The organism is Acetobacter sp. A11-2, assembly GCF_040208445.1.
Taxonomy (GTDB): domain Bacteria; phylum Pseudomonadota; class Alphaproteobacteria; order Acetobacterales; family Acetobacteraceae; genus Acetobacter; species Acetobacter oryzoeni.
In genome coordinates this window covers 581,304-600,078 of record NZ_CP157843.1, presented here as the reverse complement: position 1 = coordinate 600,078, position 18,775 = coordinate 581,304, and the positions used below count along the sequence as shown (strand labels likewise).

Here is an 18,775-nt window from a genome sequence, read left to right as displayed (position 1 = left end):
CATATGGTGTTAAGGGCTGGTGTTCTATGCCACAAAGCGGAAACCACTTACACCTTTCAGCTCAGACAGACCCGGTAACCATGGTTGTAACAGATGCCACCGCGCACCTTCCGCGCCTTTATAATGCCCCAGAAATACTGGGAGATGCCCACACGGGCCTAACGCTGCAAATTGCGCCAGATCAGGCCCGCTATCTGGGCACAGTACTGCGCAAAAAAGCCGGAGACTACGTGCGCATCTTCAATGCAAACAGTGGGGAATGGCTGGCACGCATTACGGAAATCCGGAAGGACAAAGGCTTTTTTGAGCTGGAACGTCAACTTCGCGCCCCCACGCAGCAGCCTGCCTTGGTTCTGGCTTTTGCCTTGCTCAAGCGCGATGCCACAGATTTGGTCTTGCGTATGGGCACGGAGTTGGGTGTTACACACTTTGTGCCTCTTATCACCGAACGCACCAATACACACCGCATCAACCCCGACCGCCTGCATGCCATTGCCACCGAAGCCACAGAACAATGTGAGCGCTTTGATGTGCCACACATAGAGTCTCCGCGAGCATTCACAGATTTTCTGGCAAGCTGGCCACAGGAGCACCGGCTGTTTGCCGCCATAGAACGCGGAGAGGACCGGGCTATTCATACCCCCTCCCTGCTGCCCGATACACATGCCGGGGATGGTTTTTTGGTTGGCCCTGAAGGGGGCCTAAGTGATAGGGAATGCCAGATGATGCTAAAAAATTCTTGCATCACGCCAATATCCCTAGGCCCATTGGTGTTACGGGCTGATACGGCCGTGGCTGCCGGGCTGGCACTTATAGGCTGCGGCTTGCGTTCGGCTGCTGTTTTGTCACAATAACGCTTCATATCTCCGCTTTGCTGGCGCAGAGTGCGATTTCTCTGTTTTTCAAGGATCTGTGATACCCCATGTCCAACCCCGGCGCATCAGATGAAACCCCTGCCCGCACCGTTGCACAGCTGGCCGAAGTGCTTGCGCAGGGATGCAAGCCGCGTGACGCATGGCGGATTGGCACGGAACACGAAAAATTCGGCTTTCTGCGCCCAGAAGCCGTAAAGGAAGGACAGAAAGCCTATTCTGCTCCACCTTATGCCCCCAATGGCATTGAAGCCCTGCTTAAGGGCCTGCAGAAGTTTGAGCCGGATGATTGGACATCTGTGCTCGATAATAACAACATCATCGGCCTGAAAGGGCGGGGAGATGCCGCTGGTGCTGCGATATCCCTTGAGCCTGCTGGGCAGTTTGAGCTTTCTGGCGCGCCCTTGCGCACCCTGCACGAAACAGCAGAAGAACTGACAGCCCATTTTGATGCCGTACGCCCCATTGCGCGTGAACTGGGGCTAGGCTTTGCGCCCTTGGGCTTTCACCCCACTGCCACACGAGCAGAACTGCCGTGGATGCCCAAATCCCGCTACGCCATTATGCGCGAATACATGCCCAAAGTTGGCTCAATGGGTTTGGACATGATGCAGCGTACCTGCACCGTGCAAGTGAATCTGGATTTTGGGTCTGAGCAGGACATGGTGCGCAAAATGCGTGTTTCCATGGCGCTGCAACCGGTAGCCACGGCCCTGTTTGCCAATTCTCCTTTTGTAGAAGGCAAGCCCAACAACATTCTTTCCAACCGCGCACAGGTCTGGACAGATACGGACAACGCCCGCTCCGGCATGCCAGCATGCGTGTTTGAAGATGACTTCAGCTTTGAACGCTATGTGGAATGGGTGCTGGATGTGCCCATGTATTTCATTATGCGTGATGGTAAAATGCGCAACGTGGCTGGCCGCTCCTTCCGCGCATGGATGAATGGTGAACGGCAGGACGGGCTGGAAGATGTAACCCCCACCATTGGGGATTTTGAAGACCACATTACAACAGCCTTCCCCGATGTGCGGCTCAAGCAGTTCCTGGAAATGCGTGGTGCTGATGCGGGGTCACCAGAAATGATGCTGGCTCTTTCCACTTTGTGGACGGGTGTTTTATATGACGATGCGGCGCTGGAATCTGCTTGGGAACTCGTAAAATCTCACCCGTGGGAAGACTATGTAAAGCTGCGCGAGATTGTGCCACTTATGGGGCTGGATACGCCTTGGGGTGAAGGCACAGTGCGTGATCTGGCTGCACAGATGATTGCCATTGCCATGGACGGCCTACAGGGCCGGGATATGACGGATGAAAGCGGACAGACCGAATGGGTCTATCTTGCGCCCCTTACCTCTTTGGTAGCTGGTGCACCCACACAGGCTGAACGTTGGCTGGAACGTTATTATGGCGCGTGGATGGGGGATGTCAGCCGTATCTTCCTTGAAGCTGAAGTCTGAACAGCCTGACATAATGCAACCAATAAAAAAGCAGCCTCAGGCTGCTTTTTTTGTATTCAGAAACAAACGGCTGGCGCTTAGCGTGGCGGCAAACAGCGCCACACATCCGGCCATAAGCAAGCACTTTTGTGTGGCCCCTTGTGCAAACCATGTAAAAAAGGCCGCAACCCCCATAGCCCCCAAGGTCTGCCCCGCTTGGCGTGCAACCTGCACCATACCACTGGCACCACCAGCCCGTGTATGAGGTGCGGCCACCATCATGGCTCGGTTATTGGGTGGCTGAAAAAAACCAAATCCCCAGCCTGCCACGCCGGTGCGCCATGCAATATCCCACACAGAAGGATGGGCCGGCAAAAGCCACAGCAAAAAGAAACCCAGTGCCGTTGTGCTCAAACCAATGGAAGACAACACACCCGCAGAAACCTTATCTGCCACGCGCCGGATCAGTGGTGCTGCGCACATAATGCCCAACGGCCAAGGCGTAATGAGCAAACCCGTGGCGGCTGAGCTGAGGCCAAGAGTGTTGTGCAACGTAAACGGCATGGAAACAATGTAGAAATTAGAGGCCACAAAGCCACAGAACCCGGTGATAAAGGCCACTGCGAATTCTGGATTCTTCAGCAAATCAACAGGCAAAATGGGTTGTGGAGCTTCTGCCTCACGCCGCACCAGCAGCACTCCGGCTGCAAGCCCTGCCAGCAGTAATGCACAGGAAATGGCTGTATTTTGGGAATGTGCCAGCCCATCTCCCCCCATTACGGAGGCCCCAAAAGCCAGCATGCACAATATGCTGCCTGTAACATCCAACGCGCCAGAAGTGCGTGGTACTTTAGGCAGCGCATAAAAGGCCATGCCCAAGGCCAAAGCCCCAAATGGCAGGTTAATCCAGAACAGCCATGGCCAAGACCCTATGGTGAGAATGGCAGCAGCGGCCGTAGGCCCCAAGGCCACACCAAGCGCCACCACCACGCCATTAAGAGCAATACCGCGCCCAATTTCTGCATGAGGGTAAATAAACCGCACTAGCGCGATATTCACACTCATAATGCATGCACCACCAATGCCCTGCAACACACGCGCACCCGCCAAAATAGGCAAGCTGGTGGCCGTGGCACAGAATAGAGATGACACCATGAAAATGATGATCCCTACCTGACAAAGCCTGGCAAACCCCACCCGGCTACCCAACGCAGCCAGCGGCAGAAGGGAAACCAGACTGGCCATCTGATAGGCATTTACAACCCAGATGGACGAAGATGAGGAAGCGTTTAAATCCCGCGCAATATCGGGCAGTGCAACGTTTGCAATGGCGTAATCCAGCAATGCCAGAAAAACAGAAAGCGCCACAGCCAGCATGGCCATATTGCGGGCTGCTCCATGAAGCCCATCTGCAACCGGTGCTGACTGAGAATTGGGGATTTGTGTCATGGAGCAAAGCTTTCTTTTGCCTGCAAGGAGTGACCTACCTGCCTTTTCTGGAAATCCAGAACGCACGTGGGCGTGGTGCTCCCACCTCATGTTGTGCAGCTAATATATTGAGTGACAGCCCTGCACGCGGCCTCGGGCACCTGAGACCAACAATTATAAGCACCGCCAGACGGTGTGCTCCGTGCCCTCATATTCTCTCGTCAGAACACCATTGTAGTGGCTTACTGCCAAATGCAACGAATGGTGTTCTGACAAAAAGAAGTGTCTGCGCCTATTAAGTCAGGAATCTGCGTAAGGGTTTTTGGTGCCACGCGTTTGCAAGCGAATAGGCACACCCGGCAGATCAAACGTTTCACGCAGGCCGTTTACAAGGTAGCGCTTGTAATCATCCGGCAGTTGTTCAGCCCGCGTGCCGAATATAACAAACGTTGGCGGACGAGATTTCACCTGCGTGATATAGCGCAGTTTCAACCTGCGCCCCTGCACCAATGGTGGCTGATGGCGTTCCAGCATTTCCTCAAACCAGCGGTTGAGGGCACCTGTGGGCACGCGTGCGTTCCAGACTGTCCATGCATCACGCACCGCTGGCAGCAGTTTGTGAATAGAAGCACCGGTAAGTGCAGAAAAAGTAACAACTGGCACGCCACGCATCTGAGCCAGAGAAATGCTCAAACGGTCCAGAATAGCATTACGCGTGGCTGTGCGATCCTGCACGGCATCCCATTTATTCAGGGCCAATACGCAGGCACGGCCTTCACGCTCAATCAGGCGAGCAATTTGCAAATCCTGCTCATGCACACCCAATGTCGCATCCAACACCAGCACGGCCACCTCTGCCATTTTCAGCGCTTCGATGGCAGCTGAAACGGACATTTTTTCCAGAGATTCATCAATGCGCGCTTTTTTGCGCAAACCAGCCGTATCTACAATTTCAAACGTATCATCGCCATCTTTCAACGTGACGGCAATGGAATCACGCGTAAGCCCTGCTTCTGGCCCGGTAATCATACGTTCTTCACCCAAAAGGGCGTTCATGAGCGTAGATTTACCTGCATTGGGGCGGCCCACAATAGCCACACGCAATGGGCCAGTCGGGCGCGGAGGTTCTTCCCCTTCTTCCACAGCAAAATCATCTGCTGCTTCAATTTCAGGTTCTGCCTCATGCTCCGGCTCTGCGGGCAGCCTATCGGCAATTTCCCACATCAGGTCCGTCACACCTTCACCGTGTTCAGCAGAAAGCGCCAAAGGCTCGCCCAAGCCCAGAGCATAGGCTTCCATTGCGGAAGCTGCGCCAAGCCGACCTTCGGATTTATTGGCAATCAGCAATACAGGGCGGTTCTGACGCCGGATCCACTGTGCAAAATGCTCATCTGCTGGCGTAATACCTGCGCGCGCATCTACGCAAAACAGCACCAAGTCTGCTTCACGCACAGCACTTTCAGAAGAAAAACGCATCCGCCCGAACAGGCTTTCGGGGGCTGCTTCTTCCAGCCCTGCGGTATCAATCAACCGCACGTAGCGCCCACGAATAAGGGCCACACCTTCCTTGCGGTCTCGGGTCACACCGGGGGTATCCGCCACAAGGGCCTGCCTGCGCCCTACAAGGCGGTTAAACAGTGTGGATTTACCAACGTTTGGCCGACCTGCAATAACAACAACAGGCATATCCCCCGTAGGAAGCGGCGGAGGTGGGCGCATGGATTTGCGGCGATCAGCCATAAGAGCAAAGGTTCCCGTCGTTTGTCACGATCAGCATCTGGTTATCTACGATAATTGGCGGCACGAAAGAAACGGTATCCATGCTGTCTACTGATATAATTGCACCTGTTGCCGGGTTAATCCGCACCATGCCATTTTCTGGCAGAGAGCTCAGACAAACCAGTTCGCCGCCCACCAGCATGGGGCCAAACCAGGTTACGATATCTTTGTGCACATCCACACGCCGAAAGCGGCGCAGCTGTGTAATCCACCGCACATGGCCAGAAAGGCGATCAATACATGCGATCTGCTGATCTAGCGAGACCACAAAAAGCCAATCCCCCACGCATAGCAGGCTGTTCTGGCTGGCAACTGAGCGTTCCCACACACGGCGACCTGTGCGGATATCAATGGCAGCCAACACCTGTGCCATGCTTACGGCATACACAATGCTATCAACAATAACAGGCAGCCCACGCACACAGGACAGATCCAGCGTGCTGGCCTGACTGTTGACGTTACCCATCATGTCACTCCAGACAACCTCACCACTTTCCACTCGGAAAGCAACAAGATCGCCCCCACCAAACCCGGCCACCACAATGCCGTTATCTACAGCGGGGGCAGGCTGGCCAAACACTGTGGTTTCCACAGATGTGGCTGTATATGTCCACAACTGGCGGCCTGTGGCGGAATCCAGCGCGAAAAACCGCTCATCAATCGTGCCGAAGAAAACACGTCCACCAGCAACTGTTGGGGCAGACCGCCCCGGTGCGCCGTTGGTGGTTTTCCACTTCACCTTGCCGGTTGCCGCATCCACCGCCATGGTTTGGGAAATGCCGTCTACAATGTAAACAACGCCGCCATCTACGGCCAAACCGCCGCCCATATTGGCAGAATAAGATTTTCTGGGGCGCGGATTATACGTCCAGATATGGCGCATGCCGGGCCAAGAAAAAGCGCGCACAACACCTTGGGCATCCATAACAAACAGGCGACCATCCTGCACAACAGGTGGTGCAGGAATAAGCCCGCGGCCCAAAGTGCCAAGTGCTGCCCATGCCATGAAATCTGGCTGGGAAATACCGGCCCCGATATCCTTGCTCCACCTTTTATGCAGCCCTCCCCAAGCATAATTGCTGCCGGTATGGGCCGAAACACGCCCACAAATAGGCCATTCCGAAACGCTAATGGTAGGAGGGATTGTAATGGGCGTATGATCGTCCGGGTCAACCATCAACCCAGATCCGGAAGACAGAATATCCGTGCGGTGCCCGGCCAGAATGGGCTTTCTGTCACTCTCAAACATGGTGCACCCGGCCAGCGCAGGAGCCAGAGCGGCGCCTCCTAGCAGGGCACGGCGTGAAAGTCCGGAACGTCTGGTTGCGCTGGATTTCTTGTTGCTGCTCATTCTATTAGCCTGCTGTCGGATCAAGGGCCTGCATCATATCCTGCGCCCGGTTGCGTACGCCCTGAGGAACATCCTGCGCAGCCTGTAGCGCTGCAAATTTCTGCCGGGCTTCTGCCACATGCCCTTCGCGCACATCCAGAACAGCCAGGGCTTCCATGGCCAGACCATTCCACGGCTTGCCTTTACCTGTAAGCAGCGCAAGGCGAGAACGTAGTGTAGCAGGTTCTCCGGTATCCAACTGTTTTTGGCACCACAGCAAGGTTGCCAGATCACGCAGTGCGGAATCTGCGTTCGGGTCTTTCTGCACGGCATCCCACGCAGCCAGTGCACCTTTCACATCACCCCGCGCCGCCTGCACGCCCCCTTCCTGCAAACGGGCCAGAACAGCCACGCCTTTTGCATCGGAAGACGCTAATTTCTGCAACGAGGCCAAACCCGCCTGCGCGGTAGTGGTGAGATCTACCGTGCCTGATGAAGGAGTTGAGGGCAGATGGTCTGTCTGCCGTAAGGCCGTAAGATACGTTCCTGTAGCTTCCAACGCCTGAGATTTCTGGCTGGAAACATGCCAAGACCACGCACCAATGCCCGCAAGCACGGCCACAATCAGCCCAATACCCGCACCGGCATAGCGCTTTGCGGCCATACGCAGGCGCTCGGCCTGCATTTCCTCATCAACTTCCTTGAAAAGATCCTCTGCCACGGTCTGGCCTGTTCCTGTCTGCTGGCGTTCTGCCTGACGGCTTTGTGTTACCGTCTATCTGCCTCAGCCGGGGGTATCATACAAGTCATGCAGGCAATCAGCCTGATGGCGGCTCTTTTACTGTTGTACCAGAAAACAGCCGCCCTGCCGAAAATTTTAGTGCTCTGCCTTCTGTAATTTGGCCCCTCCGGCCTTAAGGGCCGTGGTCAATTTGGTGAAATTACCGGCAATACGCTTTTGCACGGTGCTGCTGCCTTCATGAATATGGGCAATTTTTTCACGCGCTTCATTGCTGATAGCCGTTTCTTCCTTAACGGCTGCCTTGGCCACACAGCTGTTATAGGTGCGTGCTGCTTTTTCATAGGCACTGACCTTATCAACACTGGCGTTATATTTATCAACGGAAGACACTTCTACAGAAGGCGCCACAGGTTCTGCGCCGCATGCGCTTGCTGTCCACATCTTGTCTGCAGCCTGTGCAGGCATGGTAACACTGCTGCACAACTGGGCGGCTGTAAGCCCGGCGATAAGATAAAAACCTTTCCTAATCATTCCTGTATCCCCGATTCAGAGCAGAGATGTTTTTCTGCCCAATTTATAACTTTACCATCAGCAAACGCTTCTTGCACAGGCAGCGCAAATGTCCACACCTGCGCGCACTGGGTTGGAAAAAAAACCGGAAGACAGTATAGGCGCGATAATGCGCATTCTTTTCATCACGGCCACACGTCTGGGCGATGCCGTGCTTTCTACGGGCCTGCTGGCATATCTGCACCAACGCTGGCCAGATGCGCGGTTCACCATAGCATGTGGGCCTGTTGCCGCCGGGCTATTTAGCGCCTTTCCCGGACTCGAGCGCACCATTGTGATGGAAAAGCGCCCCTATGATCTGCACTGGCTTGATCTGTGGAAAGCCTGCGTGCCTTTCAAATGGGATATCACGGTAGATCTGCGCGGCTCAGCCGTTACATTTCTTCTACGTTCGGGCCGCCGGTTTATTATGCGCGGCGGCCGGCGGGCTGGCGCACGTATTATGCATTTGGGAAATGTTCTGAACCTTTCTCCACCTCCGCTCCCAACTGTTTGGGTCAGCCCGGCTGATCGCGCAAAAGCACAGCAGATTATTCCTGACACCTCACCCATTATAGCCTTAGGTCCTACAGCCAACTGGACAGGCAAAATCTGGCCAACAGAACGGTACCTGCCCCTATGGCAACGCCTGTGTACGGCATACCCTCAGATTCGGCCCGCCATATTCTATGGTCCGGGAGAGCAGGAAGCCGCACTCGCCCGCCCTGTTCTGCAAGCTCTGCCCCACGCCATAAATGCAGGAGGCCATTTTTCCCTTACGGAAGTAGCCGCCATGCTGGCCCGCTGCCGCCTGTATATCGGCAATGATTCGGGGCTGATGCATCTGGCCGCCGCCGCAGGCACGCCCACTTTGGGGCTTTTTGGGCCATCTCGTGCATCGGAATACGCGCCTTCTGGCAAAAACGCGCGGTGGATTGCTGCCCCCGGCCCAGAAGGTGAAGCCCCCATAGCTGGGCTGGATGTTGCAGATGTTGCCACAGCAGCGCTCTCCCTTCTCAAGGAAACCGGCATATGATGGATGGCACTACCAACGGGCAGAACACACAGCCTTTGAAAGTTGCGCACATTATGGCCGGAGCCCCCACAGGTGGGGCTGAGCTGTTTTTTGAACGCCTATGTATTGCACAAGCTGCGGCAGGGCTTTCTGTTCTGCCAGTTATCCGCACCAACCCGGAGCGTGCCCAACGTTTACGTGCAGGCAACCTTGCACCCGTTGAGCTGCCTTTTGGCAACATGCTGGATATACGCACCCGCGTGGGCCTTCGTTCTGCTCTTAAAGAGTTCTCTCCCCGCGTTGCCGTTGCATGGATGAACCGTGCCGCACGCTTTGCCCCCCAAGGCAACTGGGTACTGGCTGGGCGGTTGGGGGGGTTTTATGATCTTTCCTATTATCGCCACTGCTCTCATCTCATTGGCAATACGCATGGCTTGGTGCGCTGGATGCGCGAGCAAGGCTGGCCTGCCAAGGCGGTGCATTACCTCCCCAACTTCGCCACAGATCTGGCAGCCACACCACCCGTATGGCCAGAGTTTTTGCCACATGGTGCCCCTTTTCTGCTGGCATTGGGGCGGCTGCATAAGAACAAGGCTTTTGATGTTCTTATCCGTGCCATGAAGCATGTGCCACACATCCCGCTTGTTATTGCCGGAGAAGGGCCAGAACGCGCAGCGCTGGAAGCACTTGTGCGGCAGGAAGGTGTGGCAGAGCGTGTATTCATGCCCGGATGGGCCCACCACCCCGGAGGCTTGCTCCGCGCCTGCTCTGCCATGATCTGCCCTTCTCGGCACGAGCCATTGGGCAATGTGGTGATTGAAGGGTTTTCGGCCTGCAAACCGGTGATTGCAGCCGCTTCTCAAGGGCCAAGTGAACTTATCCGAAATGGTGAAAACGGCCTGCTGGCTCCGGTAGAGGATGCCAATGCTCTGGCCGCGCAAATCTGCACTGCACTGGAAACACCAGACCTGGCAACCCGTATGGCGCAGGCAGGCCGCAGGGATTATGAAACAACCTATGCTGTCACACCCGTTCTGGATGCGTGGCATAAGTTCTTGTCCACGGTGGAGGCCGGGTAAATGTGTGGCATTGGAGGGCTGATTTATACGCCCGGCACGCAGCCATGTTCCGAATCGGTTCTGGAACGTATGGCGCAGGCCTTGGGCCATCGTGGCCCCAATGGTGTGCATATTGCCCGGTTGGGCCGCGCCGATATGGTGCATACACGCCTTGCCATTATTGATCTGGAAAGTGGAGACCAACCCTTAACCAGCGGCGATGGCACGCTTGTTGCCAATGGTGAAATCTATAACGACCCACAAATTCGCCGGCAGATCGGGCCAGAGCATTTCCAGACCGGAAGCGATTGCGAATCTCCCTTGCTTTTATGGGAGCGTAACGGCTGCACCTATACCCGCGGGCTGCGCGGCATGTATGCCATTGGGCTGTATGATAAAGCCCAGCAGGAACTCCTGCTCTCGCGCGATCCGTTTGGGATCAAACCGCTTTATTTTACCGAATTTTCGGGCGGCATTGCCTTTGCATCCGAGCCCGCACCTTTAATCGCCTCCGGCCTTGCCCCCCGCGCCATTGCACCTGCTGTGCGGGATGAACTGCTGCAACTTCAGTTCACCACAGGATGGGAAACAATCTTTCCCGGTATTCAGCGCGTCATGCCGGGGGAAACTCTGCGCATCAACCAAGGGCGTATTCTGGATAGGCAGCGCCAATCCCCCATTCCCGTCCACGCTCCCTTTTTTACTTCTGAAGCTGACGCCCTAAACCACCTTGATGCAGCGCTGATGGACAGCGTGCATGCGCATGAACGTTCTGATGTACCCTTTGGGCTGTTTCTTTCTGGCGGCATAGATAGTGCCTGCTTGTTAACAGCCATGAACCGCCTACCCCGCACCACGCCCTTGCGCACATGGACAGCCGTTTTTGATGCCCCGGGTGCCGCGGATGAAGCCGAAGCCGCCAATGCCTTGGCCCAACATGCCCGCGCCGAGCATGAAACCTTGCGCATTACGGCAGATATGGTGTGGCAACATCTGCCCGCCATTGTGGCCTGTATGGATGATCCGGTTGCAGATTACGCCATTATTCCCACATGGTTTTTGGCCCAGAAAGCAGCACAGGATGTTACCGTCATTCTCTCCGGCGAAGGGGGAGATGAACTGTTTTGTGGCTATGGACGTTATCGCTCGGCCAGCCGCCCGTGGTGGAAAGGCAAGCGGCGCATGTGGCGGCGCGGCATTTTTGATAACATGAATATTCTGCACCAGCACCCTGCCCATTGGCGGGATGGCATAGCCGCCGCAGAAATGGCCGCGGCAGATGCGGCAACCCCTCTCTCCCGCTTGCAAGCTGTAGATATTGCAGAATGGTTGCCGAATGATCTGCTTATCAAGCTGGACCGGTGCCTGATGGCGCATGGGTTAGAAGGCCGCACACCATTGCTAGACCCCGTTGTGGCCCAAACGGCATGGCGCCTGCCCGATTCCATGCGCCTGCGTGATGGCAAGGGAAAATGGCTTTTGCGCAAATGGTTGCAGCAACACAATTCTGCCGCACGCCCCTTTGCCCCCAAGCAAGGCTTTACCGTGCCTATTGGCACATGGATCAGGCAGCAAGGTGCTCATCTTGGTGAGTTGGTGGCGCGGCAGGAATGTATTGCAGAAATTGCCCGGCCAGACCGTGTAAAAGCCCTGTTTCGCGCAGCAGATAACCGCAGAACGGGTGCTGCCGCATGGACACTTCTGTTTTACGCTTTGTGGCATCGGACACATATTTGCAATCTTCCGCCAGAAGGCGATGTGTTTTCTGCCCTCAGCCAGTAAGGTTTTTGAACAGTTTCTGTTCCTGGCCCCAAAAGCCCTCTATCTTCCTGCGGGAAGCCTTTTTTCTTTTATGGGAGAATGTAAATGCCTTCCCCAACACATATGACCCGGCTTGAAAACCGCACGGTTCTCAAGCTTTCTGGCGCTGACCGCGTGCGTTTTCTGCAAGGTCTGGTCACGGCGGATATTGCTGCGCTGGAACCGGGAGACGCCACATGGAGCGCTTGCCTGACACCTCAGGGCCGCTGGCAGGCAGACTTTTTTGTGGTCTCAGACCCCGATGATACCTGCCTGCTGCTAGATTGCGCCGCAGAACAGGCTGAAAACCTAAAGACCACTCTCCAGCGTTTCCGCCTGCGCTCTGATGTGCAGCTAGAACTCACCGCCCTACCCGTGCATGTCGCATGGGGAAACCCACCGCCAGACAGTGTGCTGGAAAACGCCATCAGCTTTCGGGACCCTCGGTTAGAAGACGCCGGATGGCGGCTGATTGATGCCGCACCAGATACGCCCATAACCGCTACAGAGCAGGACTATAACCTGCACCGCCTGATGCTGGGCTTGCCAGATGGTGTGCAGGATTGCGAGGTTGGCCGCACTCTGGCTGCCGAAGCCAATCTGGATCTGCTCGGCGGCGTATCATGGAAAAAAGGCTGCTATATGGGGCAGGAAGTGACCGCCCGTATGCATTACCGCACTCTGGTAAAGCGCCGCCTGATGCCTGTTGCAGCCACATCTCCCCTGCCTGCGCCCGGAACCCCTGTGCTGTACGATGGTGTGGAAGTGGGCACGCTGCGTTCATCCCAAGATCATGTTGGGCTGGCATTACTGAAAACAGATGCCGCCAATAACCAACTGACCTGTGCCGCGCATCCGCTGGTGGTGCGGCTGCCTGCCTGGTTGGAAACAGCCCTTAAACCTCAAACACCTTCTGATTCTCATTCTACGGAAAAATCATGACTTACATTGCCCCACCAGCAGCAGAACTGGATGCTATGCTGGATGTTGTAAAATTTGATGCCTCTGGCCTAGTAGCTGCCATTGCCCAGCAGCACGATACCGGCGAAGTGCTGATGATTGCATGGATGACGCGTGAAGCCCTACGTGAAACGTTGGAAACCGGGCGCGTCTGCTATTACTCCCGCAGCCGCCAGAAGCTTTGGCGCAAGGGCGAAACATCTGGCCAGATCCAGCATCTTATTGAAGCCCGGCTGGATTGCGATGCCGATGCCGTGCTTGTGCTTGTGAACCAGATTGGCGTGGCATGCCACACGGGCCGCCGTAGCTGTTTTTACCGCGCCTTTACACCAGATGGCCTGAAAGAACTGACAAAGCCGGAAATTGACCCCAACCAGCTTTATCACAAACATAACTGAACACGTTTAGCCGAGTATCTTAGCCGTATTTTTACGGTTAAGAACCTCCAGAACAGCTTCTGCTGCGGCATCGGCTGGCAATTGGCCCTGTGGCCCTTCCAGCCCATGCAAAACCGTGGCAAAAGCCCGTTTCTGAGCCTGCGCCACATCTGTATTTTCAAACAGAATCTGCACTTCACGCGCCAGAACATCTGCGCGGCACTGTTCCTGCAAAAGTTCAGGCACAACAGCACGGCCTGCCAACAAATTCACCATAGCCACAAATGGCACTTTAATAAGCCGACGGGCAAAAAAGGCCGTTATGGGGTTAACCCGATATGTCACAGCCATTGGCACTCCAGCCAAAGCCAGTTCCAGCGTAGATGTGCCTGATTTGGTTAATGCTGCCCCAGCAGCAGCAAAGGCATCATGCTTGTCATGAATATCTGTGACAATAACCGGCTTTATGGGCCAATCCTGCGTGGCACGCTCCACAACATTTGCCACAACCGGAGAAACCGGCACCACGGGCACCACGTCTGGCATGGATGTTTTAAGCAAACGCAACATCTGGCCAAAAACTGGCAACAAGCGCGGCGCTTCTGAGCGGCGGCTACCGGGCATGAGCACAAGTATCTTGGCGCTATCTGGCAACCCATGCCGGTTGCGAAACCGAGCTGCATCTCCATCCTTAGCGCCAGATTGCAAAACCGGGTGCCCTACAAAACGGGTTTTTAGGCCGTGCTTGCCAAAAAACTTTTCCTCAAATGGCAAAAGGCACAGCAATTCTTCCCACAGGCCGGGAAATTCCTTCACCCTTTTCTGCCGCCATGCCCAAACCTGCGGCGCCACATAATGCACACGGGCAATGCCCAAACCGCTTATTTTTTTAAGAAGCCGGAGGGCAAAACCAGGGCTATCTATGGTAATCACCAAATCCGGCTTTTGGGTTGCAATATCCTGCGCGGCTTCATCCAACCGGGCAGAAAGCTGGCGCACGCGGGGCAGCACTTCCACTAGCCCCATAACGGCCAGATCCCGCATGGGAAACAGGCTGACCAGCCCTTCCTCCTGCATACGCACGCCCCCCACCCCGGCAAAGCGCATATCGGGCACACGGGCACGCAACGCATGCATAAGGCGTGCACCCAAGACATCGCCACTGGCCTCACCAGCCAGAATCCAGACAAGAGGAGAGGAAGAAGGAGAAACCATGCCTCACGCATAAAACGCTGCCACACAGAGCACAATCATCTTATCCGTGTAGCGTGGTAGGATATCCCCCATAAGGCATGTATATCTTGCAAATAATGCCTCAAAAGTCTTTCCTGCCCCGAAACGCTTTTGGTGCCCGATTAATGCGCCTTTTCACACTCAACCAAGGGACACCCGGTTTCTCGTGACAGTTAAAACCTATATTCATGAATGGACAGACCAGCCCGTCCGCAATGTTCTGGCCGGCATGGTGGGCACTTTTGCACTTATTCCAGAAGTTATCGCTTTTTCTTATGTGGCTGGGGTTGCGCCCTCTGTGGGGTTGTTTGCCTCATTTGTTATCAGCATTGCCATTGCCATTACGGGCGGCAGGCCGGGCATGATTTCCGGAGCTGCCGGATCTGTTGCTCTGGTTGCAGCTGAACTGGTGCATAGCCATGGCCTGCAATATCTGCTTCTGGCGACACTGCTGGCAGGTGCATTCCAGATTATTTTCGGTTTGCTGCGCCTGCAAAGCATGATGCGCTTTGTCTCGCGCGAGGTGGAAACCGGGTTTGTAAACGCGCTGGGTATTCTTATCTTTTCTGCGCAGGTGCCGCAGATGCTGCATGTTACGTGGCATACTTATGCGCTTATCGCGCTGGGGCTGGCTATTGTTTACCTTCTGCCGCGCGTTACCACGGCTGTGCCTTCCCCCTTAATCTGTATTCTTGTGCTTACAGGCATTACTTTTGCAGTGCCCATGCCTGTGCATGTGGTGTCTGATCTGGGAGACCTACCCTCCGGCCTGCCGCATCTAACGTTGCCAGATGTGCCTTTTTCAGCAGAAACTTTTAAAATTGTGCTGCCTTATGCATTTGCCATGGCCATGGTGGGGCTTCTGGAATCCCTCATGACAGCTACTGTGGTGGATGAATTAACAGACACACACAGCAACAAACGCATGGAATGCACCGGGCTTGGTTTTTCCAACATCATGGTGGGGCTGTTTGGCGGCATGGCCGGTTGCGGCATGATTGGGCAAACAGTTGGCAACCTGCGTTATGGCGGGCGTGGTCGGCTTTCCACCTTTACGGCTGGGGCATTTTTGCTGCTGTTGCTGGTTGTGTTGCACCGCTTTGTAGCCCAAGTGCCTGTTGCCGCTTTGGTGGCCATTATGATCATGGTGTCTGTCAGCACATTTTCATGGTCCTCCCTGCGTGATCTGGTAAAGCACCCTCGCCTTTCTTCCACCGTTATGTTGACCACGGTTTTGGTGGTGGTGCTAACGCATGATCTGGCAGCTGGTGTTGCCTGTGGCGTGCTGCTAAATGGGTTGTTCTTTTCTTTCCAGGTTATGAAACTTGTTCAGGTCAGCAGCACATTTTCAGAAAACAGCAACACCCGTACCTATTACGTGCATGGGCAACTGTTCTTTGCCTCTGCCAGTGTTCTTGCCGATGCAGTGGATTTTCAGGATACAGCTTCAAACATCGTGATTGATCTTGAAGACGCACATATCTGGGATATCAGCGCAGCAGACGCGCTGGAAAAAATTGCATCCCGCCTGAAGGCACGCGGAAAAACAGTTTCCATTATTCATGCAGATCAACGTGCAGAAAAACTTCTGGCCTCTCTAGGCCATGATACATTGCTGGCCTAAGCAATTCACAAACCACAATGGCATTAAAAAAGGAGGCATGAGAAAATTCATGCCTCCTTTTTATTTCAGGATTTTTTAAGCCCGGGCTTTGGCACAAACCGCAAACCCAGCACACATGCCGCTACGGCTGCATATACAAAAGGTTCAATGTACCACTGCTTGAATGCAATGGCGTAATGGATACACGCCAAAACCATGGCAACATAAACCAGACGATGCAAACGCGCCCATTTTTTACCCAGCCGTATAATGGATTTGCGCGTGGATGTTGCCGCTAGAACCACCAGAATAGAAAAAGCAATCAACCCGAATGTGAGGAATGGCCGCGTTAAAAAGTCTTTCCATATCCGCTGAATATCAAACCCACGTGCCCACCAGAAATAGAGTGTTACGTGCAAAGCCGCGTAACTGAAAGCCAGTAGACCAAGCGGGCGGCGATACACCATCAAATCAATTTTTAAAAATCGTTTGAGCGGCGAAATCATAAGCGAAACAAGCAGAAACCGAAACGCGTAACGTCCGAATTCATGCAAGCATGTCTTGAATGGGTTTGGCCCCAGATCACCCGAAAAAGCACCTGCCAGATAAGATACGGCTGGCAACATAAACAACACATACAGCAACACCTGCCGCGTAAGGGGAGAAAGGCGAAACCGCCGGTTTCGGTCTGGGGTGGGCGATGGCATGGGGTTTTGTGCTCTCCACTGTTTGAAGCACCTCAGCCATGTACGCTGAGTGCAGGATTACCCTTACAAAATCAGCCTTATTGCGCAAGAATACTATGCAACCGTAACAAACAACGTAACGCCCAGACACGCAAACGCGAACGATGCTTTCCCAACCTGGCCAAGACATATCTTATTATTCAGGTTTATAATTCTTCTAATACAAACAAGAAGGTTCATTCAGCATGACAACTCAGCAGACAATTGGTTTTATTGGGTTTGGTGCCATGGCCAGCCGCATGGCCGCGCACCTTGAAAAAGCCGGGTATGCCACCCTTGCCTATACCCCTTCTGGCAAAGGCGGTGATGGCGTAACCCATTTTCTGCCCACCCCTGCAGAAGTTGCCAGCAAGGCAGATATTGTTCTGGTTTGTGTGCCGGATGATGAGGCCCTTGCAGCAAGCATGTACGGCCCACAGGGTGTTCTGGCTGGCATAAAGGCCGATGGTTTACTGCTGAACACCAGCTCTGTTTCTCCAGAAGCCGCAGATGCCCTGCAAAAGGCCGGGCAGGAAAAAAATATCTGCGTTATAGATTGTCCGGTATCTGGCAGCACACCTGAGGCAGAATCCGCCAATCTGGTTATTCTGGCCGGTGGGGATGATGCCGCTATTGCACGGGCTCAACCTATTTTTGATAAAATTGGTCGTATCACCATTCATGCCGGACCATCTGGCAGCGGGGCACGCCTTAAGCTGGTTATCAATGGCATTATGGGGGCCGGTCTGGCCGCTGTGGCAGAAGGCATAGCTTACGGCCTGGCCGCTGGCTTGGACCGCTCCATGCTGTTTGATGCGCTGGATGAAATGGCTGTGATTTCCCCGCACCACAAGCGCAAAATCAAAATGGCCAAGGCTGGAGATTTCTCTCCCCAGTTTCCTGCCCGCCTGATGCAAAAAGACATGCGCCTACTGATGGATGCCGCAGCACGTCTGGCCGTGCCCGCACCCACTTTAGCTGCGGTAACACAACAGCTTTCTCTTGCCCGCCGCGCGGCAGAAAATGCTGATTATTCGGTTCTGATTGGCGTTATGGAAAAAATTGTCGCCAACGACGCCTGAATACCAGCGCGGCACACAGCAAGCCTGTCCCCTATTCCGCGGGGCAGGCCAGCTTGTTCACTTCCACGCGCCAGATCACGCTTTGCCAATACAGCTGGTAATGCAGCTTTACGGCACTGCGGCTCCAAAACCTCAAAATGACATTCTTGCAGAAACGTCTTTCCAACCTGCCTTAACTGTTCCTGCGTGCCGGGAAACAAAAAACGGCCACTGCCCGCAAGCAATGGCCAATGCCGCAACATGCTGCTCACCCCATAAGCTGCCCCTCCGGCGGCCAATCGTTGCAGTGTAACTGCATCTTGCACGCCTAACAGTTCTCCGATGGCTTGCTGGAAGGCACCGGCACCATCACGCATCATCTGCATCCAGCGCTCTACATCTTGCGTGGGTTCCAGTTCCATTTCCCGGGCAGCAATCATTTTCAGGCAAGTTTCGCGCTGCACTTGGCCAGATTGCACAAGCGCCATAAGCGCTGGCGCCAGAACGTGCTCTGGCTTGCGTTGCTCCTCCAGCACCTCTCGCCACCATTGCAAGCGAATATATCCGGCCATGGGCCCTGCTACAGCAGCAGAACGCGCCGGGGCTAAAGCGCGAATCAGCTCGTTATGGAAAGCCAAAAGAACATAAGCGGCATCACGCACAGATGAAGGCAAAAACCACAGGCACAACGCCCTATCCGGGTCTGCCTGCACAGCTTTTTGCACCTCCATTACAAGAGGCTGATGTTCCTGCTGCGCCATAAACCCCAGTATCTCCCTTACCCCTAACGTCGCTTGATGTGCG

General features: G+C 54.7%; 17 protein-coding genes. 9 read left to right on the top strand and 8 right to left on the bottom strand.

The annotated features are described in order from the left end of the window. The first annotated feature begins 26 nt into the window (after window positions 1–26). Together ABNV41_RS02895 and ABNV41_RS02890 are read left to right on the top strand one after the other, a co-directional pair. Window positions 27–854 carry a 16S rRNA (uracil(1498)-N(3))-methyltransferase gene (locus ABNV41_RS02895; protein WP_050820128.1) on the top strand — a complete coding sequence of 276 codons (828 nt, stop codon included), beginning with the start codon at window positions 27–29 and terminating at the stop codon, window positions 852–854. A 68-nt stretch (window positions 855–922) separates the two neighbouring features. After that, a complete protein-coding gene (locus tag ABNV41_RS02890; protein ID WP_003629613.1) occupies window positions 923–2,332 on the top strand; it encodes a glutamate--cysteine ligase in 1,410 nt (469 codons plus the stop codon). 36 nt (window positions 2,333–2,368) lie between these two features. On the opposite strand, the gene ABNV41_RS02885 is transcribed toward ABNV41_RS02890, so the two are convergent. From ABNV41_RS02885 to ABNV41_RS02865, 5 genes are all read right to left on the bottom strand, one after another. Further along, window positions 2,369–3,760: an MFS transporter gene (locus ABNV41_RS02885; protein ID WP_050820129.1), complete on the bottom strand. Its 1,392-nt coding sequence runs from the start codon at window positions 3,758–3,760 to the stop codon at window positions 2,369–2,371. Window positions 3,761–4,039: 279 nt separating this feature from the next. Next, window positions 4,040–5,458 carry a ribosome biogenesis GTPase Der gene (gene der, locus ABNV41_RS02880; protein WP_035362253.1) on the bottom strand — a complete coding sequence of 473 codons (1,419 nt, stop codon included), beginning with the start codon at window positions 5,456–5,458 and terminating at the stop codon, window positions 4,040–4,042. Window positions 5,459–5,471: 13 nt separating this feature from the next. After that, the gene (locus tag ABNV41_RS02875) at window positions 5,472–6,869 is read right to left on the bottom strand and encodes a PQQ-binding-like beta-propeller repeat protein (RefSeq protein WP_128105620.1); all 1,398 of its coding nucleotides are present in this window, start codon (window positions 6,867–6,869) and stop codon (window positions 5,472–5,474) included. 4 nt (window positions 6,870–6,873) lie between these two features. After that, window positions 6,874–7,569, bottom strand: coding sequence for a tetratricopeptide repeat protein (locus tag ABNV41_RS02870; protein ID WP_003623976.1), 696 nt, complete (start codon window positions 7,567–7,569; stop codon window positions 6,874–6,876). Window positions 7,570–7,725: 156 nt separating this feature from the next. Continuing rightward, entirely contained in the window at window positions 7,726–8,121 is a 396-nt protein-coding gene (locus ABNV41_RS02865) for a hypothetical protein (RefSeq protein WP_050820132.1), read from the bottom strand. A gap of 148 nt (window positions 8,122–8,269) precedes the next feature. On the opposite strand from ABNV41_RS02865, the gene ABNV41_RS02860 reads away from it, so the two are divergent. The 5 genes from ABNV41_RS02860 (at window position 8,270) to hisI (ending at window position 13,370) form a co-directional block, all read left to right on the top strand. Continuing rightward, the gene (locus ABNV41_RS02860; RefSeq protein WP_197687401.1) at window positions 8,270–9,175 is read left to right on the top strand and encodes a glycosyltransferase family 9 protein; all 906 of its coding nucleotides are present in this window, start codon (window positions 8,270–8,272) and stop codon (window positions 9,173–9,175) included. Continuing rightward, window positions 9,172–10,233, top strand: coding sequence for a glycosyltransferase (locus ABNV41_RS02855; protein WP_087651939.1), 1,062 nt, complete (start codon window positions 9,172–9,174; stop codon window positions 10,231–10,233). Before ABNV41_RS02860 ends, ABNV41_RS02855 begins: the two co-directional genes overlap by 4 nt. After that, on the top strand, window positions 10,234–11,994 hold the full coding sequence (gene asnB / locus ABNV41_RS02850; protein ID WP_087651938.1) for an asparagine synthase (glutamine-hydrolyzing): 1,761 nt from the start codon (window positions 10,234–10,236) through the stop codon (window positions 11,992–11,994). Between the two features lie 84 nt (window positions 11,995–12,078). Further along, window positions 12,079–12,954 (top strand): folate-binding protein, encoded by an 876-nt coding sequence (locus ABNV41_RS02845; protein ID WP_349934971.1) that lies wholly within the window; start codon window positions 12,079–12,081, stop codon window positions 12,952–12,954. Further along, window positions 12,951–13,370, top strand: a complete 420-nt coding sequence (gene hisI / locus ABNV41_RS02840; RefSeq protein ID WP_003623988.1) for a phosphoribosyl-AMP cyclohydrolase — start codon at window positions 12,951–12,953, stop codon at window positions 13,368–13,370. The genes ABNV41_RS02845 and hisI overlap by 4 nt, the downstream gene beginning before the upstream one ends. Window positions 13,371–13,376: 6 nt before the next feature. Here hisI and lpxB read toward each other — a convergent pair whose 3' ends face one another. Further along, window positions 13,377–14,564 (bottom strand): lipid-A-disaccharide synthase, encoded by a 1,188-nt coding sequence (lpxB, locus tag ABNV41_RS02835; protein WP_349934970.1) that lies wholly within the window; start codon window positions 14,562–14,564, stop codon window positions 13,377–13,379. Window positions 14,565–14,748: 184 nt separating this feature from the next. Between lpxB and ABNV41_RS02830 the strand changes: the two genes are divergently transcribed. Beyond that, entirely contained in the window at window positions 14,749–16,206 is a 1,458-nt protein-coding gene (locus ABNV41_RS02830) for a SulP family inorganic anion transporter (RefSeq protein WP_349934969.1), read from the top strand. Window positions 16,207–16,271: 65 nt separating this feature from the next. Here the strand turns inward: ABNV41_RS02830 and ABNV41_RS02825 are convergent, their stop codons facing one another. Then, window positions 16,272–16,892 carry a sulfite oxidase heme-binding subunit YedZ gene (locus ABNV41_RS02825; RefSeq protein WP_087651934.1) on the bottom strand — a complete coding sequence of 207 codons (621 nt, stop codon included), beginning with the start codon at window positions 16,890–16,892 and terminating at the stop codon, window positions 16,272–16,274. 224 nt (window positions 16,893–17,116) lie between these two features. Here ABNV41_RS02825 and ABNV41_RS02820 point away from each other — a divergent pair, with 224 nt between their 5' ends. Beyond that, window positions 17,117–17,992 (top strand): NAD(P)-dependent oxidoreductase, encoded by an 876-nt coding sequence (locus ABNV41_RS02820; protein WP_050820139.1) that lies wholly within the window; start codon window positions 17,117–17,119, stop codon window positions 17,990–17,992. Here ABNV41_RS02820 and ABNV41_RS02815 read toward each other — a convergent pair. Beyond that, complete coding sequence (locus ABNV41_RS02815) at window positions 17,941–18,732, bottom strand: squalene/phytoene synthase family protein (protein ID WP_197687332.1); 792 nt, start codon at window positions 18,730–18,732, stop codon at window positions 17,941–17,943. The two genes, ABNV41_RS02820 and ABNV41_RS02815, sit on opposite strands and share 52 nt — an antisense overlap. Between the last annotated feature and the right edge of the window lie 43 nt (window positions 18,733–18,775).